The following is a 20,443-nucleotide window of genomic DNA, read 5'->3' as shown; positions in this document are numbered from 1 at the left end:
GGCTAGGGCGCGCCGCCGCGCGAAATCAGTTCCTTTGCAAGACGGCGGTAGGCATCTGCGCCGATGTGGTTGCCGGCATAGCTGGTGATCGGCTCCGCAGCCACCGTGGCGTCAGCGAACTTGATGGAACGCTTAATGACAGTCTCGAACACTTTGTCGCCGAAAGCCTCCACCAGGCGGGAAATCACTTCCCGGCTGTGCAGTGTACGGGCGTCGTACATCGTTGCCAGGACTCCGTCCACCTGCAGGCGCGGGTTGAGGCGGTCTTGGACCTTCTCGATGGTCTCCACGAGGAGGGCAACGGCCCTGAGGGCAAAGAATTCGCAGATCAACGGAATAATGACGCCGTGGGCCGCGGTCAGAGCATTGACGGTCAGCAGGCCAAGGGAGGGTTGGCAGTCGATGAGTACGACGTCGTAGTCATCTTCCACCTTCTTCAGGGCACGGTCCAAAACCTGCTCGCGGGCCACCTCGTTGACCAACTGGACCTCGGCCGCGGAAAGGTCAATGTTCGCGGGCAAAAGATCCACACCCTCGACGCCGGTCTTCTGGATGGCGTCCTCGATGCTCACTTTGCGGTCCATGAGCACGTTGTAAACAGTGAGGTCGAGCTCGTGCGGGTTGGCGCCGAGGCCTGCTGAGAGTGCGCCCTGGGGATCGAAATCGACCAAGAGCACACGCCTGCCGTATTCTGCGAGCGCCGCGGCAAGGTTGATGGTGGAGGTGGTCTTACCTACGCCACCTTTTTGGTTGACCATGGCGATGACCCTGGCCGGCCCATGGGACGCCAAGGGAGCGGGTTCCGGGAAGTCGCGGTGAGGGCGGCCCGTGGGGCCCATGACGGCGTCTTCCAGATCGATTTCAGTGCCTTCCAGCGTCGCTGTTCCACGTTCGATGCCCACGTATCTAACCACTCTTTCGACGACGATCTTCCCTGCCGCTGATCCCCCGGGTCCCAGCGCTACTACCTCTTCAGGCTACAGCGCCGACACGCTTATTTTGGGAACTTGACTTTGTCCGCATATTGAGCCTTGACCTTCTAGTTGAGGTCTAAGGTTGAGCGCTTGCCGCGGGTGCTGCGGACACCGCAAAAGGCCGGCATCTGGAGGACACCGGCCTTTTGCCGTGGCATGACGTACGGGAAGCTGGCTAGACGCCTGCTGCGTGCTTTTCGATGGACAGTGGCGTGGCTGCAGTGCTGTTGGAAGCGACCGTCGCGGCAACCCCGGCGTCGGCGTGAGCCTCGCCGTCGGCCATCATGGTCTGCTCGTCAAAGGGAGCGGCGCCCGAGAGGACGCGCCCCACCTGGCTGTTGTCGATCTCCTTGACCCAGGTGCCCACCAGGATCGTGGCCACGGCGTTACCGGTGAAGTTCGTCAGTGCCCGCGCTTCCGACATGAAGCGGTCGATGCCCACGATCATGCCCACTCCACCGAGCAGCTCGGGGCGGTGCGCCTGGAGTCCGGCCGCAAGGGTTGCCAGGCCTGCACCAGTGACACCGGCCGCGCCCTTCGAAGCAATGATCATGAAGACGAGCAGTGAAATCTGGGCTCCGAAATCAAGAGGCGTACCCATGGCGTTCGCGACGAAGAGGGAAGCCATGGTCAGGTAAATGGCGGTGCCGTCCAGGTTGAAGGAATAGCCCGTGGGAACGGTGACGCCGACTACCGGCTTGGAGACTCCGAGGTGTTCCATCTTGGCGATGAGCCGGGGCAGTGCTGCTTCCGACGACGAGGTGGAGAAGATCAGCAGGTATTCACGGGCCAAGTACTTCATGAGCTTGAAGATGTTGACCCCGGACACTACCCGAAGGATCGAACCGAGAATCACCACAATGAAGAGTGCGCAGGTGATGTAGAACGCCACCATCAGCGTGAACATGCTGAAGATCGCCTGGACACCCGTAGCCCCCACAACAGCCGCGATCGCACCGAAGGCACCCACTGGAGCCAGCCACATGATCATGACCAGGATGCGGAACACCAGGCGTTGTCCGTGGCCAATCGCGGTGAGGATCGGCGTACCCTGCTTGCCCATTTTCTGGAGTGCGAACCCGATAAGGATCGCCGCAAGCAACGTCGGGAGGACCGGGATGTCATTCGGGATGATACCCAGGAGGAAATCGGCCGTGCTGTTGGTCGCCGCCTTGGCATTTGGATCATAGGGGCTCAACTTCAGGCCGGCGCCCGGGTGGATCACGTTACCCACCACCAGACCGATGGCCAGGGCGAACGTTGACATCACCACAAAATATCCGAGTGCCAAGCCGCCGACTTTGCCCACAGTGGCTGCTTTGGCGATGGACCCGATACCAAGGACAATGGTGCAGAAGATGACAGGGGCAATCATCATCTTGATGAGTTTGATAAAGCCGTCGCCGAGCGGTTTCAGCGACTTGCCGACCTCGGGGAACATCAGGCCGATGACCGCGCCGAGCACGACCGCCAAAATGACGGCGATGTACAGGTAATGCGACTTATCGAGCCCCTTGCGTCCGGTACGGGCGGCCAGCGCCGACTCTCCTCGTTGAGAGGTCATGGGATTCTCCTTCTGGGTACTGTGTAAGGCGCCGCGGTCCTGCACTTGTGTCCACTCCGCCGCCCCTGTGTGATATCCATCATTGATCCGCTGGTGACACACATCACCCTTGCGTTCATATTGGTCATGGGAGGCCAACGTGTTTCATAAATGGAGCATCGCCCGGCGCTTGTTTGTGGCGAACTTACTGTTCGTCCTGGTGCTGACGGCGGTTTTCGGTACGTTCTCCGTGGTGGAAGCCAGGGATCGCGCCTATGGCGACGCCGGAGACCGGATGCGCGCCATCGCCACGTCAATCGCCAACAATCCCTTGGTCCTCCAAGCTGCTTCGACGCCGAATCCGTCAGCGGCGCTTCAGCCCTACGCACTTAAAGTCACCGCGGACGCCAAGGCGGATTTCATCACGATCATGGCGCCGGACCGCACACGCTGGACCCACCCTCGTCCCGAGGAAATCGGCAAGCCCTATATCGGGACCATCGACCCCGCACTCCATGGCGAGACATTTACCGAAGTCACCGCAGGAACCCTTGGCCCGTCGGTGCGCACGATCGCCCCCGTGGAGGACAGCGCCGGCAACGTCAAGGCGTTAGTGGCGGCGGGGATCACCGTCCGAACAGTTGACACCGATGTGGCGGAGCGGCTCGGCGTTATTGGTGGAATCGCCATAGTGGTGTTGTTCTTCGCGTTCCTGGCCTCCTGGATCCTGGGCCGGTACCTTCGCCGCATCACCCGCGGGTGGGGCCCAGAGCAGCTGGCACAACTCTTCGCGTATTACGAATCAGTCCTGCATTCAGTTCGTGAAGGCCTGATCTTGGTGGACACCAAGGGAAAAGCCGTCATGTACAACGATCAAGCGGCGGAGCTGCTGGGGCTGGAACCGTCCGACGTCGACCGGTCACCCGACGCCGCGCCGAAACTTGCCGAGCTTCCCTTCGGCGGCAGCCTCCGGGCCTTGTTCGAGTCCGGCCGACCGGCACATGACGAGATCCATCTGACCGGATCCCGGATCCTGGTGGTGAACCAGGCGCCAGCAATTGCCCCCGTGCCCAAGCGCAGCAGGCAGAAACCTGCCGTCTATGGCACAGTTGCCACTATTCGGGACAGGACCGAAATTGAGTCCCTCGGCACCGAACTGGAAACAATGAAGACGCTCTCAGATGCCTTGCGGGCCCAGACCCACGAGCACGCAAATCGGCTGCACATGATTGTCTCGCTCCTGGAATTGGGCCGCACCCCGCAGGCGCTGGAGTTCGCCACCAAGGATCTTGAGCTCAGCCAACAGCTCACCGACGACATGGTGGCCTCCGTCGACGAACCGGTAATGAGCGCGCTGGTCATGGGCAAGTCCGCAGAAGCACATGAGCGCGGGGTGGAGCTTGAGGTGCGGACCTCCGGCAATTCCGGCGTCCGCGGTCTCGAAGTCCAGGATTTGGTGACGATCCTGGGAAATCTCTTGGATAACGCCATCGATGCCGCGGCGGCGGGTGAAGCTCCCCGGCAGGTACAACTGGACGTGGATGCCCGGCCGACGGGCGTTCAGTTCACCGTGCGGGATTCCGGCAAGGGAATCGATGCCGACTCCATCGAGGACGTCTTGCAGTACGGATTCAGCACGAAATCCTCGGCGGAAGATCCCCGCGGAGCCCATGGGCGGGGCGTCGGGCTCGCGCTCGTTCGTCAGGCCGTACATCGCCTGAACGGTACGATGTCCATCAGCAACCTCGGGTCCAACAGCAACCTCGGCGGTGCGCAATTCCATGTGGTGCTTCCCGCGCCGGTCTCCGAGGAAGAGAAAGCATGACAGACATCCGGGTTTTGGTGGTCGAGGACGAACCCATCGCCTCTGACGCACACGCCGTCTACGTCGGTCGGCTGGAGGGCTTTACCTTGGTGGGGACGGCACCGGATGGCCAATCAGCACTAAGAATCCTGAGTGATTTCGCGGCCTCCGGTACACCCGTGGACCTGGTGCTGCTTGATTTGAACCTTCCTGATCTGCACGGCCTGGATGTGGCCCGCAGGATGCGCTCCTCCGGCGTGTTTGCTGACATCATCGCGATCACCGCGGTCCGGGAAGTCAACATCGTCCGCAGCGCGGTGTCCATCGGCGTCGTGCAGTATCTGATTAAGCCGTTCACCTACGCCACGTTTGCGGACAAGCTGCGCAGCTACCGCACCTTCCGTGAACAGTTGGCCGGTTCCGTGTCCGGCATTTCAAAAGCCGGGGCGTCGCAAAGTGATGTGGACCAGGCGTTTGCGAGCCTGCGTGCCCCCACCGAGCTGCCGCTGCCCAAGGGCCTCTCCACGTCCACCTTGGAATCGGTCAAGGACTTGATGAGGGCACGGCAAGTGCCGGTGTCCGCCAGCGAGGTGATGGATGCGCTCGGCATGTCGCGTGTGACCGCCCGACGATACTTGGAATACCTGGCCGACGCAGGCACCGTCACCAGGGCACCGCGGTACGGTACGCCCGGACGGCCGGAAAACGAGTACAGCTGGAACCGCGCTTAGCCGCTAGCTACTGAAAAGCCCGCAGACGGGCTTTGTATACAAATGGGCATTAATCGGCCATTTTTCACGTCCTGTTCTAGCAATTGCCACTCACTGTGTATACAGTGGCATCATGCGCGCCAGTGATCGGGCCTACATGGCCCTCCGTGAAGACATCGTCGAATGGCGTCTTCGGCCGGGCGCCATCTTGGCTGAAGTTGAGCAATCCGAACGCCTCGGAGTGTCACGGACCCCGGTCCGGGAGGCTCTGAGCCGCCTCACCGCAGAAGGGTTGACGACGGCGGCGGGGGGCCGCGGCGTCGTCGTTACCGATATTTCGCTGGAGAACATCGACGAGCTGTTCGAGCTGCGCGAAACCTTGGAAGTGCGGGCCGCCGCCCTGGCCGCTGAGCGCGGTGAAGCGAGCGTTTTTGCTGAGCTCCGCGCCCGGCTCCTGGATGCCCCTGCACTACTCAGCGAAGACGATCCCGCACGGCACGAGTACTACGCGCTGGTTGGCCGGTTGGACGAGGCCATCGATGCCGCGATTTCCAATTCCTATCTTGCCAATGCGATGCGCAGCCTCCGGGTCCATTTGGTCCGGGTCCGGCGCCTCGCAGCCGACGACGCCGCCCGGCTCCATGCGGCCGCGGCAGAGCACGCAGCCATAGCGGAGGCTATCGCCGACGGAAATCCCCGGCTGGCCGAAGCCGCCACGATACTTCATTTGCACCGCAGCCTTACCCACGTCAAGGCCGTCCATCCGGCCCGTTAGAACGTCTCACCACAAGGAGCACCATGGTCAAGAACAACCACGTCCGCGTCTATAAGAGCGAAGAGAACCTTCCCCGCGAGGAGCAGTTGGCCCATAAGATCGCCGTGGTCGCCGCCGACCCGGTAGAGGTCACGGCCGAGGTCACTGACATGGTGATTAACCGGATCATCGATAACGCGTCGGTGGCCATCGCGTCGTTGAACCGGGCACCGATCGTCGCGGCCCGGGCCCAGGCCCTGACGCATGGGCCTTCCACGGGAGGCAAGGGCGCGAAGGTCTTCGGCATCGAAGAGCGGGTGTCCCCGGAATGGGCCGCCTGGGCCAACGGCGTCGCAGTCCGCGAACTGGACTACCACGACACGTTCCTCGCCGCCGAGTACTCCCACCCCGGGGACAACATCCCGCCGATCCTGGCCGTCGCCCAGCATGTGGGCTCCAACGGCAAAGACCTGGTCCGGGCCATCGCCACCGGGTACGAGATCCAAGTGAACCTGGTCAAGGCGATCTGCCTGCACAAACACAAGATCGACCACGTCGCCCACCTCGGCCCCTCCGCAGCGGCCGGCATCGGAACGCTCCTGGGCTTGGACGTTGAGACGATCTTCCAGTCAGTCGGGCAGGCACTGCACACCACCACCGCCACACGCCAGTCCCGCAAGGGTGAAATCTCCACCTGGAAGGCCCACGCCCCGGCGTTCGCGGGCAAGATGGCCGTCGAAGCCGCCGACCGTGCCATGCGCGGACAGACCTCTCCCGTGCCGATCTACGAAGGCGAAGACGGGGTGATCGCCTGGATGCTCGACGGCCCGGACGCCTCCTACGAGGTGCCCCTGCCCCTCCCGGGCGAGGCGAAACGCGCGATCCTGGACACCTACACCAAGGAACACTCCGCCGAATACCAGGCCCAGGCCTGGATCGACCTGGCCCGGAAGCTCCACCGCGAACACCCCGAAACCACCGACCCCGCCAACGTCGCCTCCGTGCTGATCAAGACCAGCCACCACACCCACTACGTGATCGGTTCCGGCGCTAACGACCCCCAAAAATACTCCCCCACCGCTTCCCGGGAAACGCTGGACCACTCCATCCCGTACATCTTCACCGTCGCTTTGCAGGACGGTGCGTGGCACCACGTGGACTCCTACGCCCCCGAACGCGCCACCCGCCCGGACACCGTGGAACTCTGGCACAAAGTCACCACGGTCGAAGACGCGGAATGGACCCGCCGCTACCACTCCCTGGACATCGCCGAGAAAGCCTTCGGCGGCACCGTGGAAATCACCCTCAGGGACGGCACCGTCATCACCGATGAGATCGCCGTCGCCGATGCCCACCCGCTCGGCGCCCGGCCCTTCGCCCGCGAGCAATACATCACCAAGTTCCGCACCCTCGCCGCCGGGCTCGTCGAGGACGCCGAAATCGAACGGTTCCTCGCCGCCGTCGAACGCCTCCCCGAACTCGGCGCCGGTGAACTGGACCAACTCAACATCACCGCCGCTCCCGGGGTCATCAACCTCGACGCAGCACCGAAGGGACTGTTCTAAATGCTGTACTCGAACGTCACACCCGAACAGAAGCGGGTGAAACTGCGGGAACTGCTGAACTCCGGGACCATCGCCCAGTTCCCCGGCGCGTTCAACCCGCTCTCCGCCCGTTTGATTGAGGAAAAAGGCTTCGCCGGGGTCTACATCTCCGGCGCGGTCCTGGCCAACGATCTCGGCCTGCCCGACATCGGCCTGACCACCCTCACCGAGGTCGCCACCAGGGCCGGGCAGATCGCCCGCATGACGGACCTGCCCTCCCTCGTGGACGCGGACACCGGCTTCGGCGAACCCATGAACGTTGCCCGCACCGTCCAGGAACTCGAAAACGCCGGGCTGGCCGGCCTCCACATCGAGGACCAATTCAACCCCAAACGCTGCGGCCACCTCGACGGCAAAAACGTCGTCGACATCGACACCGCCACCAAACGAATCCGGGCCGCAGCCGATGCCCGCAGGGACCCGAACTTCCTCATCATGGCCCGCACCGACATCCGCGCAGTCGAAGGACTGGACGCCGCCAAGGACCGGGCCCGCGCACTCGTGGACGCCGGGGCTGATGCGATCTTCCCCGAAGCCATGCGCGACCTCTCCGAATTCCAAGCCATCCGCGACGCCGTGGACGTGCCCATCCTGGCCAACATGACAGAGTTCGGCAAAAGCGACCTCTTCACCGTGGACCAGCTCCAAGGCGTCGGCGTGAACATGGTCATTTACCCCGTCACTCTCCTCCGCATTGCCATGGGCGCTGCAGAGCGTACTCTGGAATCGATCAAGGCTGCGGGGACCCAAGAAGCGCACGTGGACAACATGCTCACGCGTGCTCGTCTCTACGAACTGGTCGATTACGAGGCATATAACCAATTCGATACCGGCGTTTTCAACTTCCAGGTTCCCGGCGTTCGCTAGGTCCTGGATCCATCAAAGGGGAGCGCAGGTGCTCCGGCAACACGCGGAGCCCTGCATCATGAACGAAGGAGTTCAGCATGGCTGAAACAGAGATCAAAAAGGGCCTCGCCGGCGTCGTAGTGGACTACACCGCCGTCTCAAAGGTCAACCCGGACACCAACTCGCTGCTCTACCGCGGCTATCCGGTACAGGAACTGGCAGCCAAATGCAGCTTCGAAGAAGTCGCCTACCTGCTGTGGAACGGCGAACTGCCCAACGAGGCCCAGCTGGCCGAGTTCACCGCCCGCGAGCGCGCGGGCAGGGCGCTGGACCCGGTTGTGAAGCAGGTTGTTGATGCCTTGCCAACCACTGCGCACCCCATGGACGTTTGCCGTACCGCCACGTCCGTGATCGGTGCCCGGCATGAGCTGGCCGAGGACTCGTCGCCCGAAGCGAACATGAAGAAAGCGATCGACCTGTGGGCTGCCATGCCCGCCGTCGTGGCGTATGACCAGCGCCGCCGCCGGGGCCAGGACGTCATCGAACCACGTGAAGACTTGGACTACTCAGCGAACTTCCTCTGGATGACGTTCGGCGAAGAGCCTGTGGATGAGGTGGTGGAGGCTTTCAACGTCTCGATGATCCTGTACGCGGAACACTCCTTCAACGCCTCCACGTTCACTGCACGCGTGGTCACCTCTACCCTCGCTGATTTGCACTCGGCGGTCACCGCAGCCATTGGCGCCCTCAAGGGCCCGCTGCACGGCGGAGCCAACGAGGCCGTCATGCACACCTTCGACGAGATCGGCATCCGCAGCGAAGAATCGCTGGAGGAAGCCGCCGCCCGGGCCAAGACCTGGATGGAGGATGCCCTGGCTCACAAGAAGAAGGTCATGGGCTTCGGACACCGCGTCTACAAGCACGGCGACTCCCGGGTGCCCACTATGAAGGCAGCGCTGGATAAGATGATTGCCCACTACGGCCGGCCAGAACTGCTCGGACTGTACAACGGCCTCGAGCAGGCCATGGACGAGGCAAAGGCGATCAAGCCCAACCTGGACTACCCCGCCGGACCGACCTACCACCTCATGGGCTTCGACACCCAAACCTTCACACCGTTGTTCGTCGCCAGCCGCATCACCGGCTGGACCGCCCACATCATGGAACAGGTCGCCTCCAACTCGCTCATCCGCCCCTTGAGCGAATACAACGGACCCGAAGAACGGCACGTCCCCTAGCTGTACCGCAGCTGCACCAACGACGGCGGACCGGTCACCCAAGGTGGCCGGTCCGCCGTCGTTCGGTGCTTAGGCTGGGTCAGCCCACTCCACTGTGTGGACCTCCGCCACGTTCTCGTTGTCTGCGGCAAGACGGACCTGGGCCGCGATGCGCTGCCCGGAGATCATGGCAGGTAACCAGTGCTCGGCATCGGCCCACATCCGCTCAACCGGCAAACGGTTCACCGGAAACCATGCCGGGGCGATCTCGTCGCTTTCTAATGGTTCGCCCTGCCATGCCCGCGTCAGGAACACTGTGGTGGCCATATCCCATTCGGGCCGCGCCGGGAACACAAAATCAACGGTCCCTGCCGGTACCAGGTCCTCCGGCGCGACCACCACGCTGACCTCTTCCATGACCTCCCGGCACGCTGCCTGTGATGCTGTCTCGCCTGCCTCGACGTGGCCGCCGACGCCGACAACTTTGCCGCGGCCAAAGCCGGTTTTCTTGGTGCCGAGCAGCACATGTTCGCTATCGGGTCCGTCGCGGAGGAGGAAGCATAAAGTCACGTGGGCAGCTGTCATGGTGACTACCTTAACCTGCTCTCCCCCGCCACTGCGCCCATTGCTACAGTGAGCCCATGAGCGAAGATGGGGGTGACGCACAGACGGACCCGTCGGTTGCGGGCGAGTCGACCGTCGTCGAGCGGGCCGTCCCTGACCGCGACTCCTGGCTCCCGTCGTGGCTGGTGGCCCACCCTCTCTACGCAGGCTGGGCCTGGACGGGTTTCTGGGCTGGGCTGATCGTCCTTGACGAAGTGCTGGACGTCGCCGGCTGGAGTTGGTACCTGTTGGTCGTTGCGGCAGCACTGCCTACTTTGGTCTCAACCGTCATGCTTCTGCACGCCACGCCCCGGAGCCGCCTGCGCGCCGTGGACGCCACGGTGCTGGGGCACTTCTTCGTGCGGTTCATTGCATTGGTGGCTGCGTTCATTGTGTGGTGTGCCTCCGTGGTGATGAGCGCCTCGATTTCCACCACCGTCCAATCGGTGGTTGGCGACTCGGAAAAGGAAGTCACGGCCCTCGGATTCAACCTCATGGTTGCTGCCGTTCCGCTGGTGCTCTCCATTCTTTGGATGGCGTTCATCGTCCGTTGTGCTTGGTTCCTGCGGCGGCTTCGCGGTTGGCGGCAGGTACCCGTAGGGACCCGCGTACCTAAAAAGTTCCTGCGTAAACGGCCCAGGCTAAAGCGTGTGGTAGTGGGACTCGCTCATCCTGGTCTCCTGCTCGTGGCGGGCTTAGGAACCTCGCTACTGGCCTTGTTCACCAACGCCGTGGAACTGACGCTGAACGTCTTGGGGTGACCATCCCCCGTGACGGATCTACCCGAGGGCCCTGGGGTGCGCCGCGGCGTAGACCTCACGCAAAGTATCGGCCGTGACCAAGGTGTAAACCTGCGTGGTGGTCACGGAAGCGTGTCCCAGCAACTCCTGAACGACGCGTACGTCGGCCCCACCTTCAAGGAGGTGCGTTGCGAAAGAGTGGCGCAGGGTATGGGGTGAGACGTCCTTGGTGATGCGGGCTTTCTCGGCTGCGGTTTTGAGAATGGTCCAAGCGCTTTGGCGGCTGATCCTGCCGCCCCTGGCATTGAGGAACAGTGCCGGCGTCCCCTTCCCCTTGGACGCAAGCAGGGGCCGGCCCCGGACAACATAGGCCCCGACGGCGCGGGCACCGTAGGACCCCAGGGGCACCAGCCGTTCCTTGGACCCTTTGCCGAAAAGCCTGACGACGGCGGGTCCGGCGTCGTGCTCTGCGCCGTTCTGTCCGGCGTCGTCGCCTTCAAGGGCCACATCATCGACGTCGAGCCCAACAGCCTCGCTGATACGTGCGCCAGTGGAGTACAGGAACTCCAGGAGCGCCCGGTCGCGGAGCCCTGTTGGCGAATCGGTCCCGGCAGCCTCAAGGATGCGGGTTACTTCGTCAACGCTGATCGCTTTCGGAAGCCGTTTACCCGCCATAGGCGGGTGTACATCGCTGGCGGGGTCCGCCGTCGTGATTCCTTCCAAGGCCCAAAACTTGTGGAGGCCACGGACGGCCACCACGGTGCGGGCCGCTGAACGGACTCCAAGGACTGCCGCGTCATCGGAGCCATCGGAAAGTGCCTGCACGAATGCCGTGACGTGGTGCCGGGTGACCCCATCCGGACGTTCGACGCCTTGGCCTGCAAGGAAGTTCGAATACCGGGCAAGGTCCCGGCGATACGCCGAGAGGGTGTTCGCTGCCAAGCCGCGCTCCACGCCGACGTGCTGTAAGTAGTCCGTTACCGCCCGGTCAACTGCCGTGGCCTGCCGGGTGGTCGAGTCGGCCACGCTCAGCGCTGGCTCGGATGGGCAGGCCAAGGGGCGTTTGCAGGACGTAGGCTGGTGAAGCCGTCCGCGCGGGCGGCGGCTGCTGCAAGAATCCCCAGCACCGCGGAGGGGTTGTGCAGCCGGCCTTCCACGACGGCTTTGACTGCGTCCTCCAAGGGGACCCAGTGCAGCTCAATCTCTGCCTCTTCATCCGTCCGTACATGCCTCTCGGCTTCCGGCACCTGGCCCAAGCCGCGGGCCAAGTAGATGCGGACAGCTTCACTGGAAGAGCCCGGGGAATTGAAGAAGTCCACCAGTACATTCCATGTGGCAGCCGTGAGATCCGCTTCCTCGGCGAGCTCGCGCGCGGCGCCTGCTACGAAGTCTTCACCTTCGACATCCAACAGGCCGGCCGGAATTTCCCAGAGGTCCATGCCAACGGGATGCCTGTATTGCTTGATCAGCAACACTTCGCCGTCGACGTTCATGGGAAGGACAGCCACTGCCCCCGGGTGGTCGATGTAGTCACGCACCAGCGTGTCTGTGTCCTCGCCGAGCTTGAAGGAATCGCTGACCACATCCCAGATGCGGCCTTCGTAAACCTTCTTGGAGGACAAAAGACGGCGCGGGCTCGGCATATCCGAAACCTGCTTCGATGTACTGGCGGTTTCAGAAATTTCGGGCATCGCGCCGTCCTTTGCTTGTACGTGTGTTACTTGGCAGCTACAGCGCGGGCACCGGTCTTGGTTGCGGCCGGCTCGCCTTCGCGGCGCTCCAATGCAGCCTTGACCAGTCCTGCGAACAACGGGTGCGGACGCGTGGGCCGTGAGCTGAGCTCCGGGTGTGCCTGCGTCGCAACGTAGTACGGGTGGACTTCGCGGGGAAGCTCCACGTACTCCACGAGCTTGCCGTCGGGAGAGGTCCCCGAGAAGACCAGGCCTTCGGCCGCGATCTGGTCACGGTACTTGTTGTTGACCTCATAGCGGTGGCGGTGGCGTTCGCTCACGGTGGTTGTCCCGTAGGTCTCGGCGATAACCGAGCCTTCGTCCAACTTGGCTTCATAGAGCCCCAGACGCATGGTTCCGCCCAGGTCTCCGCGGCCCTCCACAATGTCCAACTGCTCTTCCATTGTGGCGATGACGGGGTACTTGGAGTCCGGCTCGAACTCGCTGGAGGAAGCACCTTCAAGGCCCACGACGTTCCGTGCATACTCGATCACCATGCACTGCAAACCAAGGCAGAGACCCAGGACCGGAAGCTTGGATTCACGGGCGAATTTCAGCGCACCGAGCTTGCCTTCCAGACCACGGATACCAAAGCCGCCCGGAACACAGATGCCGTCGACGCCGGCAAGGGACTTGGTGGCACCGGCAAGGGTTTCGCACTCGTCCGAGGGGACCCAGCGGATCTTGACCTTTGCTTCGTTGGCGAAACCACCGGCACGGAGGGCTTCGGTCACGGAGAGGTAGGCGTCCGGAAGGTCGATGTACTTGCCCACCAAGGCGATCTCGACTTCGTGCTTGGGGTTGTGGACAGCTTCAAGCAGTTTGTCCCACTTGGTCCAGTCAACGTCCTTGAACGGCAGGTCCAGTGCGCGGACGATGTATGAGTCCAGGCCCTGCCGGTGCAGGGTCTTCGGGATGTCGTAGATGCTCGGGGCGTCGGCGGCGTTGACCACGGCGTCGATGTCAACGTCGCACATGCGGCCGATCTTCTCGCGCATTGCGTCGGGAACTTCCCGGTCTGAACGGATCACGATGGCTTCAGGCTGGATGCCGATGGAGCGAAGTGCTGCCACGGAGTGCTGCGTCGGCTTGGTCTTCAGCTCCTGGGACGGACCGATGTACGGCACCAGGGACACGTGCAGGAAGAAAACGTTGTTGCGGCCGACGTCCTGGCGGACCTGGCGGGCCGACTCAAGGAACGGCTGCGACTCGATGTCGCCCACCGTGCCACCGATTTCGGTGATGATGACGTCCGGAGCGTTTTTGCCCTCAGCAGGCAGGCGCATGCGGCGTTTGATTTCATCGGTGATGTGCGGGATGACCTGAACAGTGTCTCCGAGGTATTCGCCGCGGCGTTCCTTGGCGATGACCGTCGAATAGATCTGGCCCGTCGTTACGTTCGCCGAACCTTCAAGGTTTTCATCGAGGAAGCGCTCATAGTGTCCGATGTCGAGGTCGGTCTCTGCGCCGTCGTCAGTCACGAATACTTCGCCGTGCTGGAAGGGGTTCATCGTGCCCGGATCCACGTTGAGGTAGGGATCGAGCTTCTGCATAGTTACAGACAAACCGCGTGCCCGCAGCAGGTGGCCGAGGCTGGAAGCCGTCAGTCCCTTACCGAGCGAGGACGCCACACCACCGGTGACGAAGATGTGTTTGGTCGTCTTGGACGAGCCCGGGAACCGGGAATTTACACGGGAATTTGATCGCTGCACCACGGAATTCGAGCTTATCATCAATTACGCCTTCCAAGCGTCCTGCCGGATTCCCCAAATGGTCAATGGTTGCCCACCACCGCGTTTCAATCAAGAGCCGCTGGCAAGAGTTTGGCATCGTCCAGCAATTCCTGGGCGTGCGCCTGCGCCGACTCGGAGTCTTCCTGCCCGGCCAGCATGCGGGCCAGTTCCTTGACCCGGTCCTCGTCACCGAGCAACTGCACATCGCTGGAGGTGAAGCCCGTGGTGGTCTTCCCATCGGCGCCGCGGACGGATGTCTTGGTAACGCGGATGTGGTGGTCCGCGAAAGCGGCCACCTGCGGAAGATGCGTTACCACCAACACTTGGACGTGGCGGGCAAGCATGGCCAAGCGACGCCCGATCTCGACGGCGGCACGCCCACCGACGCCCGCATCGACTTCATCGAACACGAAAGTGGGAACAGGATCGACGGCGGCAAGCACCACTTCTATGGCCAACATCACCCGGGAGAGTTCACCGCCCGAGGCTCCCTTGCCCAGCGGCCTGGCGGGGGCCCCTGAATGCGGCTGAAGAAGGAACGCGATCTCGTCGGTACCCCACGGGCCCAAAACGCCGGAGCCATCCACCTCGATGACCAAGGTGGCATCAGCCATCGCCAGGGCTTTCAGCTCGGCGCTTACCCGTGTTGAGAGGGTCTTGGCTGCCTTCAGCCGCGCCTTGCTGATCGCCGCGGCCTGCTTCCGAAGCGTGGCCTCCGTGGCGGTGACCTCCGCATCGAGGGACTCAATACGGCTCGAATCATCCTGCAGTTCGTCCAGGCGCACCCTCGCGGCAGCTGCCCATTCAAGTACTTCATCAATGCTCGGGGCGTACTTCCGGATCAGTTTCGCCAAGGCCGCGCGACGATCCTCGATTTCGGAAAGCCGCTCGGGCCCTTCCGTATCCAAGGCAGCCTGGTAACTCGCCAGCTCGGCAGCGATGTCATTGAGGAGGAAGCCTACTTCGGCGAGGCGAGTGGCGGCCGATCGCAGTTCCTCATCGTGATCGGCTACGTGTTCCAGGGTCCGTTTGGCCGCGTCAACCATGGTTGTGGCGTCCCCGGCGTCGCCAAACTCTTCCGCAATCAGGGATTGGTGCGCCGCCGCTGCCGCCAGCCGCAGTTCCTCCACGTTCGCTAGCTTCACGGCTTCGGCCTTGAGCGTGTCATCTTCGCCTGGCTGCGGATCCACCTCGTCAATTTCCTGGAGCGCTGCCTCCAAGGATTCGGCTTCACGCAAACGCTCCCGGGCTTCGCTGCGCAAGGTCTCCAGCTCTGACTGGATCGCCTTCCAGTGGCTGAACAGGGATTGATATTCTCCAAGGGCCTTGGCGAAGGACGCTCCGGCGAAGCGGTCCAGGGCATGACGTTGCGCCGTGGAACTTTTGAGCCGGATCTGGTCCGACTGGCCATGAACCACCACCAGGCTTTCACCCAATTCCGCCAGTACCCCGACCGGTGCCGCACGGCCGCCAACGTAAGCCCGGCTTCTCCCATCGGCTCCTACCGTGCGTGCCAGCAGGAGTTCAGCTACGCCGTCGAACTCTTCCGCATCACCACCTGCTTCCTTGGCACGCTCCACCGCGCTGTGCCGGGGATCGAGCTTCAGGACGGCTTCGGCGGACGCTGATTTGGCGCCGCTCCGCACGGCGCCGGCGTCGGACCGCGCACCGAGGAGAAGCCCGACGGCGGTCACCACCATGGTCTTACCGGCGCCCGTTTCACCGGTGACCACGCTAAGGCCAGGGCCCAGCGGCAAGGCCGCGTCCGTAATAACGCCCAGGTCACGGATTCGGAGTTCCTCAAGCATTATTCACTTCGCATTCGTGGGGTCGGAAGGCTCCCCCGGATCCTGGGGAGCGGGGGCATGCGGATCACGCGGGCTTGGCAGCGGCGCCGGCGACAGGGTCCGGATGACCGGGATAGGACCCGTGTGGACCTCGGCCTGTCGGGGTGCCGGCCCCCGCCAGCCATGGATGGGGAGCTCGAACTTTCGGACAAGCCGTGCAGAGAACGGGGTTTTATGCGTGCGGGCAAGCCGCACCGGGGTGGCCGAACGCGTCACTTCCACGCGGGCGCCGGGAGGCAAGTCCACGGATCGGCGGCCATCGCACCACAGAACCCCCAGCGCATCCGTCCGGTTCATCACTTCCACCGCAAGCTTCGAGCGTGGGGATACCACCAGCGGCTTGGCAAAAAGTGCGTGGGCGCTGATCGGAACTATGACCAAGGCTTCAACTTCAGGCCAAACCACCGGGCCCCCCGAAGAAAAGGCGTAAGCGGTCGAACCCGTAGGCGTTGCCAAAACCACCCCGTCGCAGCCAAAGGAGGTTATGGGACGCTCATCCACTTCCGTGACGAGCTCCAGCATCCGCTCGCGGTTGGCTTTCTCGATCGCAGCCTCGTTCAACGCCCAGGTGTGCCAAATCTTTTGGCCCTTGATCCACACCTGGACATCGATGGTCATGCGTTCTTCCACGGTGTACTGGCGGCTCGCGATCCATTCCACTGTCTGGGCGAGGTCGGCCCGCTCACTCTCGGCAAGGAAACCCACATGCCCCAAGTTCACGCCAAGCAGTGGGACGTCCACTTCGCGGACCAACTCGGCTGCACGCAGGATGGTCCCGTCACCTCCCAGGACCATGACCAACTCGACGTCCTCCAGGCTGACGTGGTCGTGGAGGATCTCAATGGGGGTATCGAGGGCGCCGAAGAAGCGCTCAATATCTACCAGTTCAGACTTCTGGAGGACCGGAACAAGGCCGGAGGAATGCAACTGGGTGCAGGCATCCCATGCTGCACGGAGCGACTCTTCACGGCCGGTGTGGGCAAGGACAAGTACACGCCTGCTCATCGGGTCTGCTTTCTAGTCATCTGGCCAGAGTTTATGGATCAACGCAGCAACGTCCTCGTCCCGCTCTTCGATCTTAGGCAACACGGACGACATCCGGCGTGTCATCCAAAGGAAGTATTCAACATTTCCGTCCTGGCCGGGCAAAGGGCTTGCCGCCACGTCCCTCAATTCCAAGCCGGCATCCACCGCGGCCCTTGCAACCTGGGCGACGGCCCGGCGTCGTTCGCTCTCCGACGACACCACGCCGGTACGGCTCAACCGTTCCTTGCCCACCTCGAACTGCGGCTTGACCATCAGCACCATATCGCCCCCCGGCTCCGTGCACTGCGCCAACGGGTACATGACCAGGGTCAACGATATGAAGGAAAGATCCGCGACCGTCAATCGGGCCAATCCGCCAATCTGTTCGGGCGTCATGTACCGCACGTTGAGGCCCTCGTGGACCTCCACGCGGGGATCTTCGCGCAGGTGCGGCACCAACTGGCCATGTCCGACGTCCACTGCCACCACCTGGGCTGCACCTTGGCGCAGCAGCACATCCGTGAACCCACCTGTTGATGCGCCCGCGTCGAGGCACCGCTTCCCGGACACCACGACGTCGGGAAAAGCCGCCAGTGCACCGGCCAGCTTATGCCCGGCCCGGCTGGCGTAAATGTCCTCAAGGTGGGACTCCACGGCAAGCTCAGTCTGCGCATCCACCTGGTGCGAGGCTTTGGTCAGCAAGGTACCGCCCGAGCTGACTTTGGCGTCGCTGATGAGTTTCGCGGCATGGGTCCGGGACCTCGCCAGTCCTCGGGCGACGAGTTCCTGATCGAGTCGTGCCATGCCTTAGCTGTCGCCTTCCGAACCGGAACTGTTGGTGCTGCGTGGACTTACCGGGGGAAGGCCCGGCTCGGAATCAAGGGCTTCCGAAAGCGCGTCGTGGATATGGGCATACAGGTCACCGTGCTCCCCCACCGGCACCGCGTTGATCCGGCCCAGTGCGTCCAGTGCTCGGTCCACGAGGGCATCACCGGTGGGGAGTGGTGTGTCTGGCCATTGAATCTGCGGGCTTTCCAGCTGGGTCCGGGTCGGCTCAACCTGATCGTTGCCGGCCTCTGGCGCCAGGCGGTGTGTAGGCTCGGTCATCCCACCAGTCTAGTGACGGCGCCACTCAAGACGCGGCGCTCGGGCAGTGGACGCGTCCGGGACCGCCGACCACCACGCCGCACATGCAGCGCGCCACGCGTCGAGGTCATCCTCGGCACCCGTCACGGTCACGATGCCATCGTGCGCATGTGCCGAGGCGGCACCGCAACGGAACGTGCCGCCGTCGTCCGTTATTTGCGGATAGGTGACGTAGAGATCCGCAAGGTCGGCCAGCAAGTAGTCGGGACGCTCGTCGGACCGTGCAGCCAGGATGGTTTCCTTGGTGTCCACTCCCGTAAGAACGGCCGCCGTGGTAAATCCTGCCCGGTTGCCGCCCAGGATGTCGGTGTCCAAACGGTCGCCCACCACGAGCGGACGATCGGAGTTCAACCGCTTTGCCGCGGTGTGGAACAAGGGCGCTTCTGGCTTTCCCGCCACGACGGGTGTTTTCCCGGTGGCAGCTGCAACCGCAGCGACCAGCACACCGTTACCCGGGGCAATGCCCCGGGCCTGTGGGATGGTCATATCCGTGTTGGTCGCACACCACAACGCGCCCCCGGCAACCACGTACGAAGCCTCAGCCAGGTCCTTCCAGCCAATCTCCGGGTTGAAGCCTTGGACCACGGCCACAGGGTTCTCCGCAGCGCTGGACACAGGTACAAGCCCCACCAGCTCGATCTCGTGCGCCAGTGCCGCGCTGCCCGTGATCAGGACGCGGGCTCCTGCAGGCAACAGGGACGCGAGTAGCTCCCCGGCTGCCTGGGACGAACTGACCACTTGGTGATCCTCTGCCGGCGCACCCAGCTCTCGGAGGTGCGCAGCAACCTGAGCGGGAGTCCGCGAGGCGTTGTTGGTCACATAACCCAAGCGAACGCCCTCAGTTTCGAGGCGTTGCAACGACGCCACCGCCCCCGGGATGGCGTGTGGTCCTGTGTAGACCACACCATCGAGGTCGGAAAGGACGGCATCAAACGCGGAAATCAGTGAATCAGCCATTCTGGGCGTCGGTGTCGTCGTTCTCGGCTGCTTCCCGGCGATCCGCTTCATCCTCTACGGAGTCCACGTCCGACTCGGCATCATCGGACTCAAAGTAGTCCGATTCGACGTCGTCCAACTCAACGTCATCATGCTCAACATCAGCTGCCGCGGCCTCTGCAATGACGGTTTCAGTTTCGGGCTTTACGACGTCGGCGTCCCGGGTAGCTTTCTCGAAGCGCGGCTTGCGCGCGGCTTCTTCGTCCTCCTCGTCCCAGCCAAGGTCGAGAATTTCCGGCTCGGCGAAGTCGCCAACACCCAGTGCATTCTCCGCGACGAGCGCCTGGCGAGCCCACTTATCGGCTTCCTCGGTACGCCCGACGGCAGACAGCGCTTCTGCATATGCGCGGAAAAGGCGAGGGCTGTAGGAGAATGCCCGATTGATGTCCAGTTGCGGGATCTCGAGTTCGCTGACAGCAGCGTCAAGTTGATTCAGGTCAGCGCGTGCACCAGAAGCCACGATGGCCAGTTCAACCTTGCCCGGGGCATCCAGATCCTGGGCTTCGGGAGAGCGAACCACGTCCAGTGCACGGTCGGGACGGCCCAAGCCACGTTCACAGTCGGCCATGACAGGAAGGTGCACATTAGAGCCGCTGATCCGACGGTAGGTACGGAATTCGCGCAGAGCCTCGCCATAGTGGCCGGCAGCGTAGGCGGTCAAACCTACTGCTTCCCGAACCACGGAGAGCCTTCCGCCACGGCGACTCGCGGCCAGAGCGTGTTGGAAGGCGAGCTCCGGCTCAATGTCGATCAAGCGGCCAGCCATGACCAGGTGCTTGGCAACCCAGCCCGCGCTCTGCTCCTCGAGGGTCTTGATCTGGTGGCCCGTGGCGCGGTCGAGTTCCTTGCCCGTGACGTCGTCATCAATCTCGGGGGAACGCTCGCGGTCAGGCCGGTTGGCGCTACGAATATCCTTGGCGTTGGGAACGCGGGCGGGACGCTCTTCCCAGGAATTTCCGCGGTCATTGTTGAAGGAGCGTCGGTCACCGTCACGGGCGGGACGGTCGAAGTTCCGGGGCCCGCGCTCGGGCCGGTCGCCAAACGGCTTACGCTCGCCGCGGTCACTGTTGAAGGGGCGACGGTCGCCTTCACGGGCCGGACGGTCACCGCGGTCACCAAACGGCTTACGGTCACGATCCCCACCAAACGAACGACGCTCACCATCACGAG

18 protein-coding genes and 1 pseudogene are annotated in these 20,443 nt (G+C 63.2%); 7 read left to right on the top strand and 12 right to left on the bottom strand.

Going from position 1 to position 20,443, the window contains the following annotated elements; translation table 11 throughout:
* Nucleotides 1-2 precede the first annotated feature (2 nt).
* A complete protein-coding gene (locus QRN42_RS12440) occupies nucleotides 3-839 on the bottom strand; it encodes a ParA family protein (protein ID WP_410550080.1) in 837 nt (278 codons plus the stop codon).
* A gap of 310 nt (nucleotides 840-1,149) precedes the next feature.
* Nucleotides 1,150-2,538: a cation:dicarboxylate symporter family transporter gene (locus tag QRN42_RS12435; RefSeq protein ID WP_284979478.1), complete on the bottom strand. Its 1,389-nt coding sequence runs from the start codon at nucleotides 2,536-2,538 to the stop codon at nucleotides 1,150-1,152.
* Nucleotides 2,539-2,677: 139 nt separating this feature from the next.
* Between QRN42_RS12435 and QRN42_RS12430 the strand changes: the two genes are divergently transcribed.
* The 6 genes from QRN42_RS12430 to QRN42_RS12405 all read left to right on the top strand — a co-directional run bounded on the left by QRN42_RS12430 (nucleotide 2,678) and on the right by QRN42_RS12405 (nucleotide 9,473).
* Nucleotides 2,678-4,342, top strand: coding sequence for a sensor histidine kinase (locus tag QRN42_RS12430; protein WP_284979477.1), 1,665 nt, complete (start codon nucleotides 2,678-2,680; stop codon nucleotides 4,340-4,342).
* Nucleotides 4,339-5,052, top strand: a complete 714-nt coding sequence (locus QRN42_RS12425; protein ID WP_284979476.1) for a response regulator — start codon at nucleotides 4,339-4,341, stop codon at nucleotides 5,050-5,052. The genes QRN42_RS12430 and QRN42_RS12425 overlap by 4 nt, the downstream gene beginning before the upstream one ends.
* A gap of 112 nt (nucleotides 5,053-5,164) precedes the next feature.
* Entirely contained in the window at nucleotides 5,165-5,806 is a 642-nt protein-coding gene (locus QRN42_RS12420) for a GntR family transcriptional regulator (RefSeq protein ID WP_284979475.1), read from the top strand.
* A 23-nt stretch (nucleotides 5,807-5,829) separates the two neighbouring features.
* Nucleotides 5,830-7,350 carry an MmgE/PrpD family protein gene (locus QRN42_RS12415; RefSeq protein WP_284979474.1) on the top strand — a complete coding sequence of 507 codons (1,521 nt, stop codon included), beginning with the start codon at nucleotides 5,830-5,832 and terminating at the stop codon, nucleotides 7,348-7,350.
* On the top strand, nucleotides 7,351-8,256 hold the full coding sequence (gene prpB, locus QRN42_RS12410) for a methylisocitrate lyase (RefSeq protein WP_284979473.1): 906 nt from the start codon (nucleotides 7,351-7,353) through the stop codon (nucleotides 8,254-8,256).
* Nucleotides 8,257-8,333: 77 nt separating this feature from the next.
* Nucleotides 8,334-9,473, top strand: coding sequence for a bifunctional 2-methylcitrate synthase/citrate synthase (locus QRN42_RS12405; protein WP_284979470.1), 1,140 nt, complete (start codon nucleotides 8,334-8,336; stop codon nucleotides 9,471-9,473).
* A 69-nt stretch (nucleotides 9,474-9,542) separates the two neighbouring features.
* On the opposite strand, the gene QRN42_RS12400 is transcribed toward QRN42_RS12405, so the two are convergent.
* Nucleotides 9,543-10,037: an NUDIX domain-containing protein gene (locus QRN42_RS12400; RefSeq protein WP_284979469.1), complete on the bottom strand. Its 495-nt coding sequence runs from the start codon at nucleotides 10,035-10,037 to the stop codon at nucleotides 9,543-9,545.
* A 56-nt stretch (nucleotides 10,038-10,093) separates the two neighbouring features.
* On the opposite strand from QRN42_RS12400, the gene QRN42_RS12395 reads away from it, so the two are divergent.
* Complete coding sequence (locus QRN42_RS12395; protein WP_284979468.1) at nucleotides 10,094-10,816, top strand: hypothetical protein; 723 nt, start codon at nucleotides 10,094-10,096, stop codon at nucleotides 10,814-10,816.
* Between the two features lie 18 nt (nucleotides 10,817-10,834).
* Here QRN42_RS12395 and xerD read toward each other — a convergent pair whose 3' ends face one another.
* From xerD to QRN42_RS12350, 9 genes and pseudogenes are all read right to left on the bottom strand, one after another.
* Nucleotides 10,835-11,851, bottom strand: coding sequence for a site-specific tyrosine recombinase XerD (gene xerD / locus QRN42_RS12390; RefSeq protein ID WP_502869497.1), 1,017 nt, complete (start codon nucleotides 11,849-11,851; stop codon nucleotides 10,835-10,837).
* The gene (locus tag QRN42_RS12385; RefSeq protein WP_284979466.1) at nucleotides 11,824-12,486 is read right to left on the bottom strand and encodes an NUDIX domain-containing protein; all 663 of its coding nucleotides are present in this window, start codon (nucleotides 12,484-12,486) and stop codon (nucleotides 11,824-11,826) included. The genes xerD and QRN42_RS12385 overlap by 28 nt, the downstream gene beginning before the upstream one ends.
* Before the next feature lie 26 nt (nucleotides 12,487-12,512).
* Complete coding sequence (gene pyrG, locus QRN42_RS12380) at nucleotides 12,513-14,258, bottom strand: CTP synthase (RefSeq protein ID WP_284976167.1); 1,746 nt, start codon at nucleotides 14,256-14,258, stop codon at nucleotides 12,513-12,515.
* Between the two features lie 65 nt (nucleotides 14,259-14,323).
* Nucleotides 14,324-16,066: a DNA repair protein RecN gene (gene recN, locus QRN42_RS12375; RefSeq protein ID WP_284979465.1), complete on the bottom strand. Its 1,743-nt coding sequence runs from the start codon at nucleotides 16,064-16,066 to the stop codon at nucleotides 14,324-14,326.
* Nucleotides 16,067-16,069: 3 nt separating this feature from the next.
* Nucleotides 16,070-17,110: an NAD kinase gene (locus QRN42_RS12370; protein ID WP_284979464.1), complete on the bottom strand. Its 1,041-nt coding sequence runs from the start codon at nucleotides 17,108-17,110 to the stop codon at nucleotides 16,070-16,072.
* 12 nt (nucleotides 17,111-17,122) lie between these two features.
* Nucleotides 17,123-17,935: a TlyA family RNA methyltransferase gene (locus QRN42_RS12365; RefSeq protein WP_284979463.1), complete on the bottom strand. Its 813-nt coding sequence runs from the start codon at nucleotides 17,933-17,935 to the stop codon at nucleotides 17,123-17,125.
* A 3-nt stretch (nucleotides 17,936-17,938) separates the two neighbouring features.
* Nucleotides 17,939-18,238: a hypothetical protein gene (locus QRN42_RS12360; RefSeq protein WP_284979462.1), complete on the bottom strand. Its 300-nt coding sequence runs from the start codon at nucleotides 18,236-18,238 to the stop codon at nucleotides 17,939-17,941.
* 9 nt (nucleotides 18,239-18,247) lie between these two features.
* Nucleotides 18,248-19,234 (bottom strand): HAD-IIA family hydrolase, encoded by a 987-nt coding sequence (locus QRN42_RS12355; protein ID WP_284979461.1) that lies wholly within the window; start codon nucleotides 19,232-19,234, stop codon nucleotides 18,248-18,250.
* Nucleotides 19,227-20,443 (bottom strand): annotated as a pseudogene (locus QRN42_RS12350) (hypothetical protein); the annotation flags it as partial. The gene QRN42_RS12355 and the pseudogene QRN42_RS12350, both read right to left, overlap by 8 nt.

This window comes from Arthrobacter sp. fls2-241-R2A-200, from assembly GCF_030209745.1.
GTDB lineage: Bacteria > Actinomycetota > Actinomycetes > Actinomycetales > Micrococcaceae > Arthrobacter.
The sequence above is the reverse complement of the archived record's forward strand: the minus strand, read 5'-3'. Positions and strand labels throughout refer to the sequence as shown.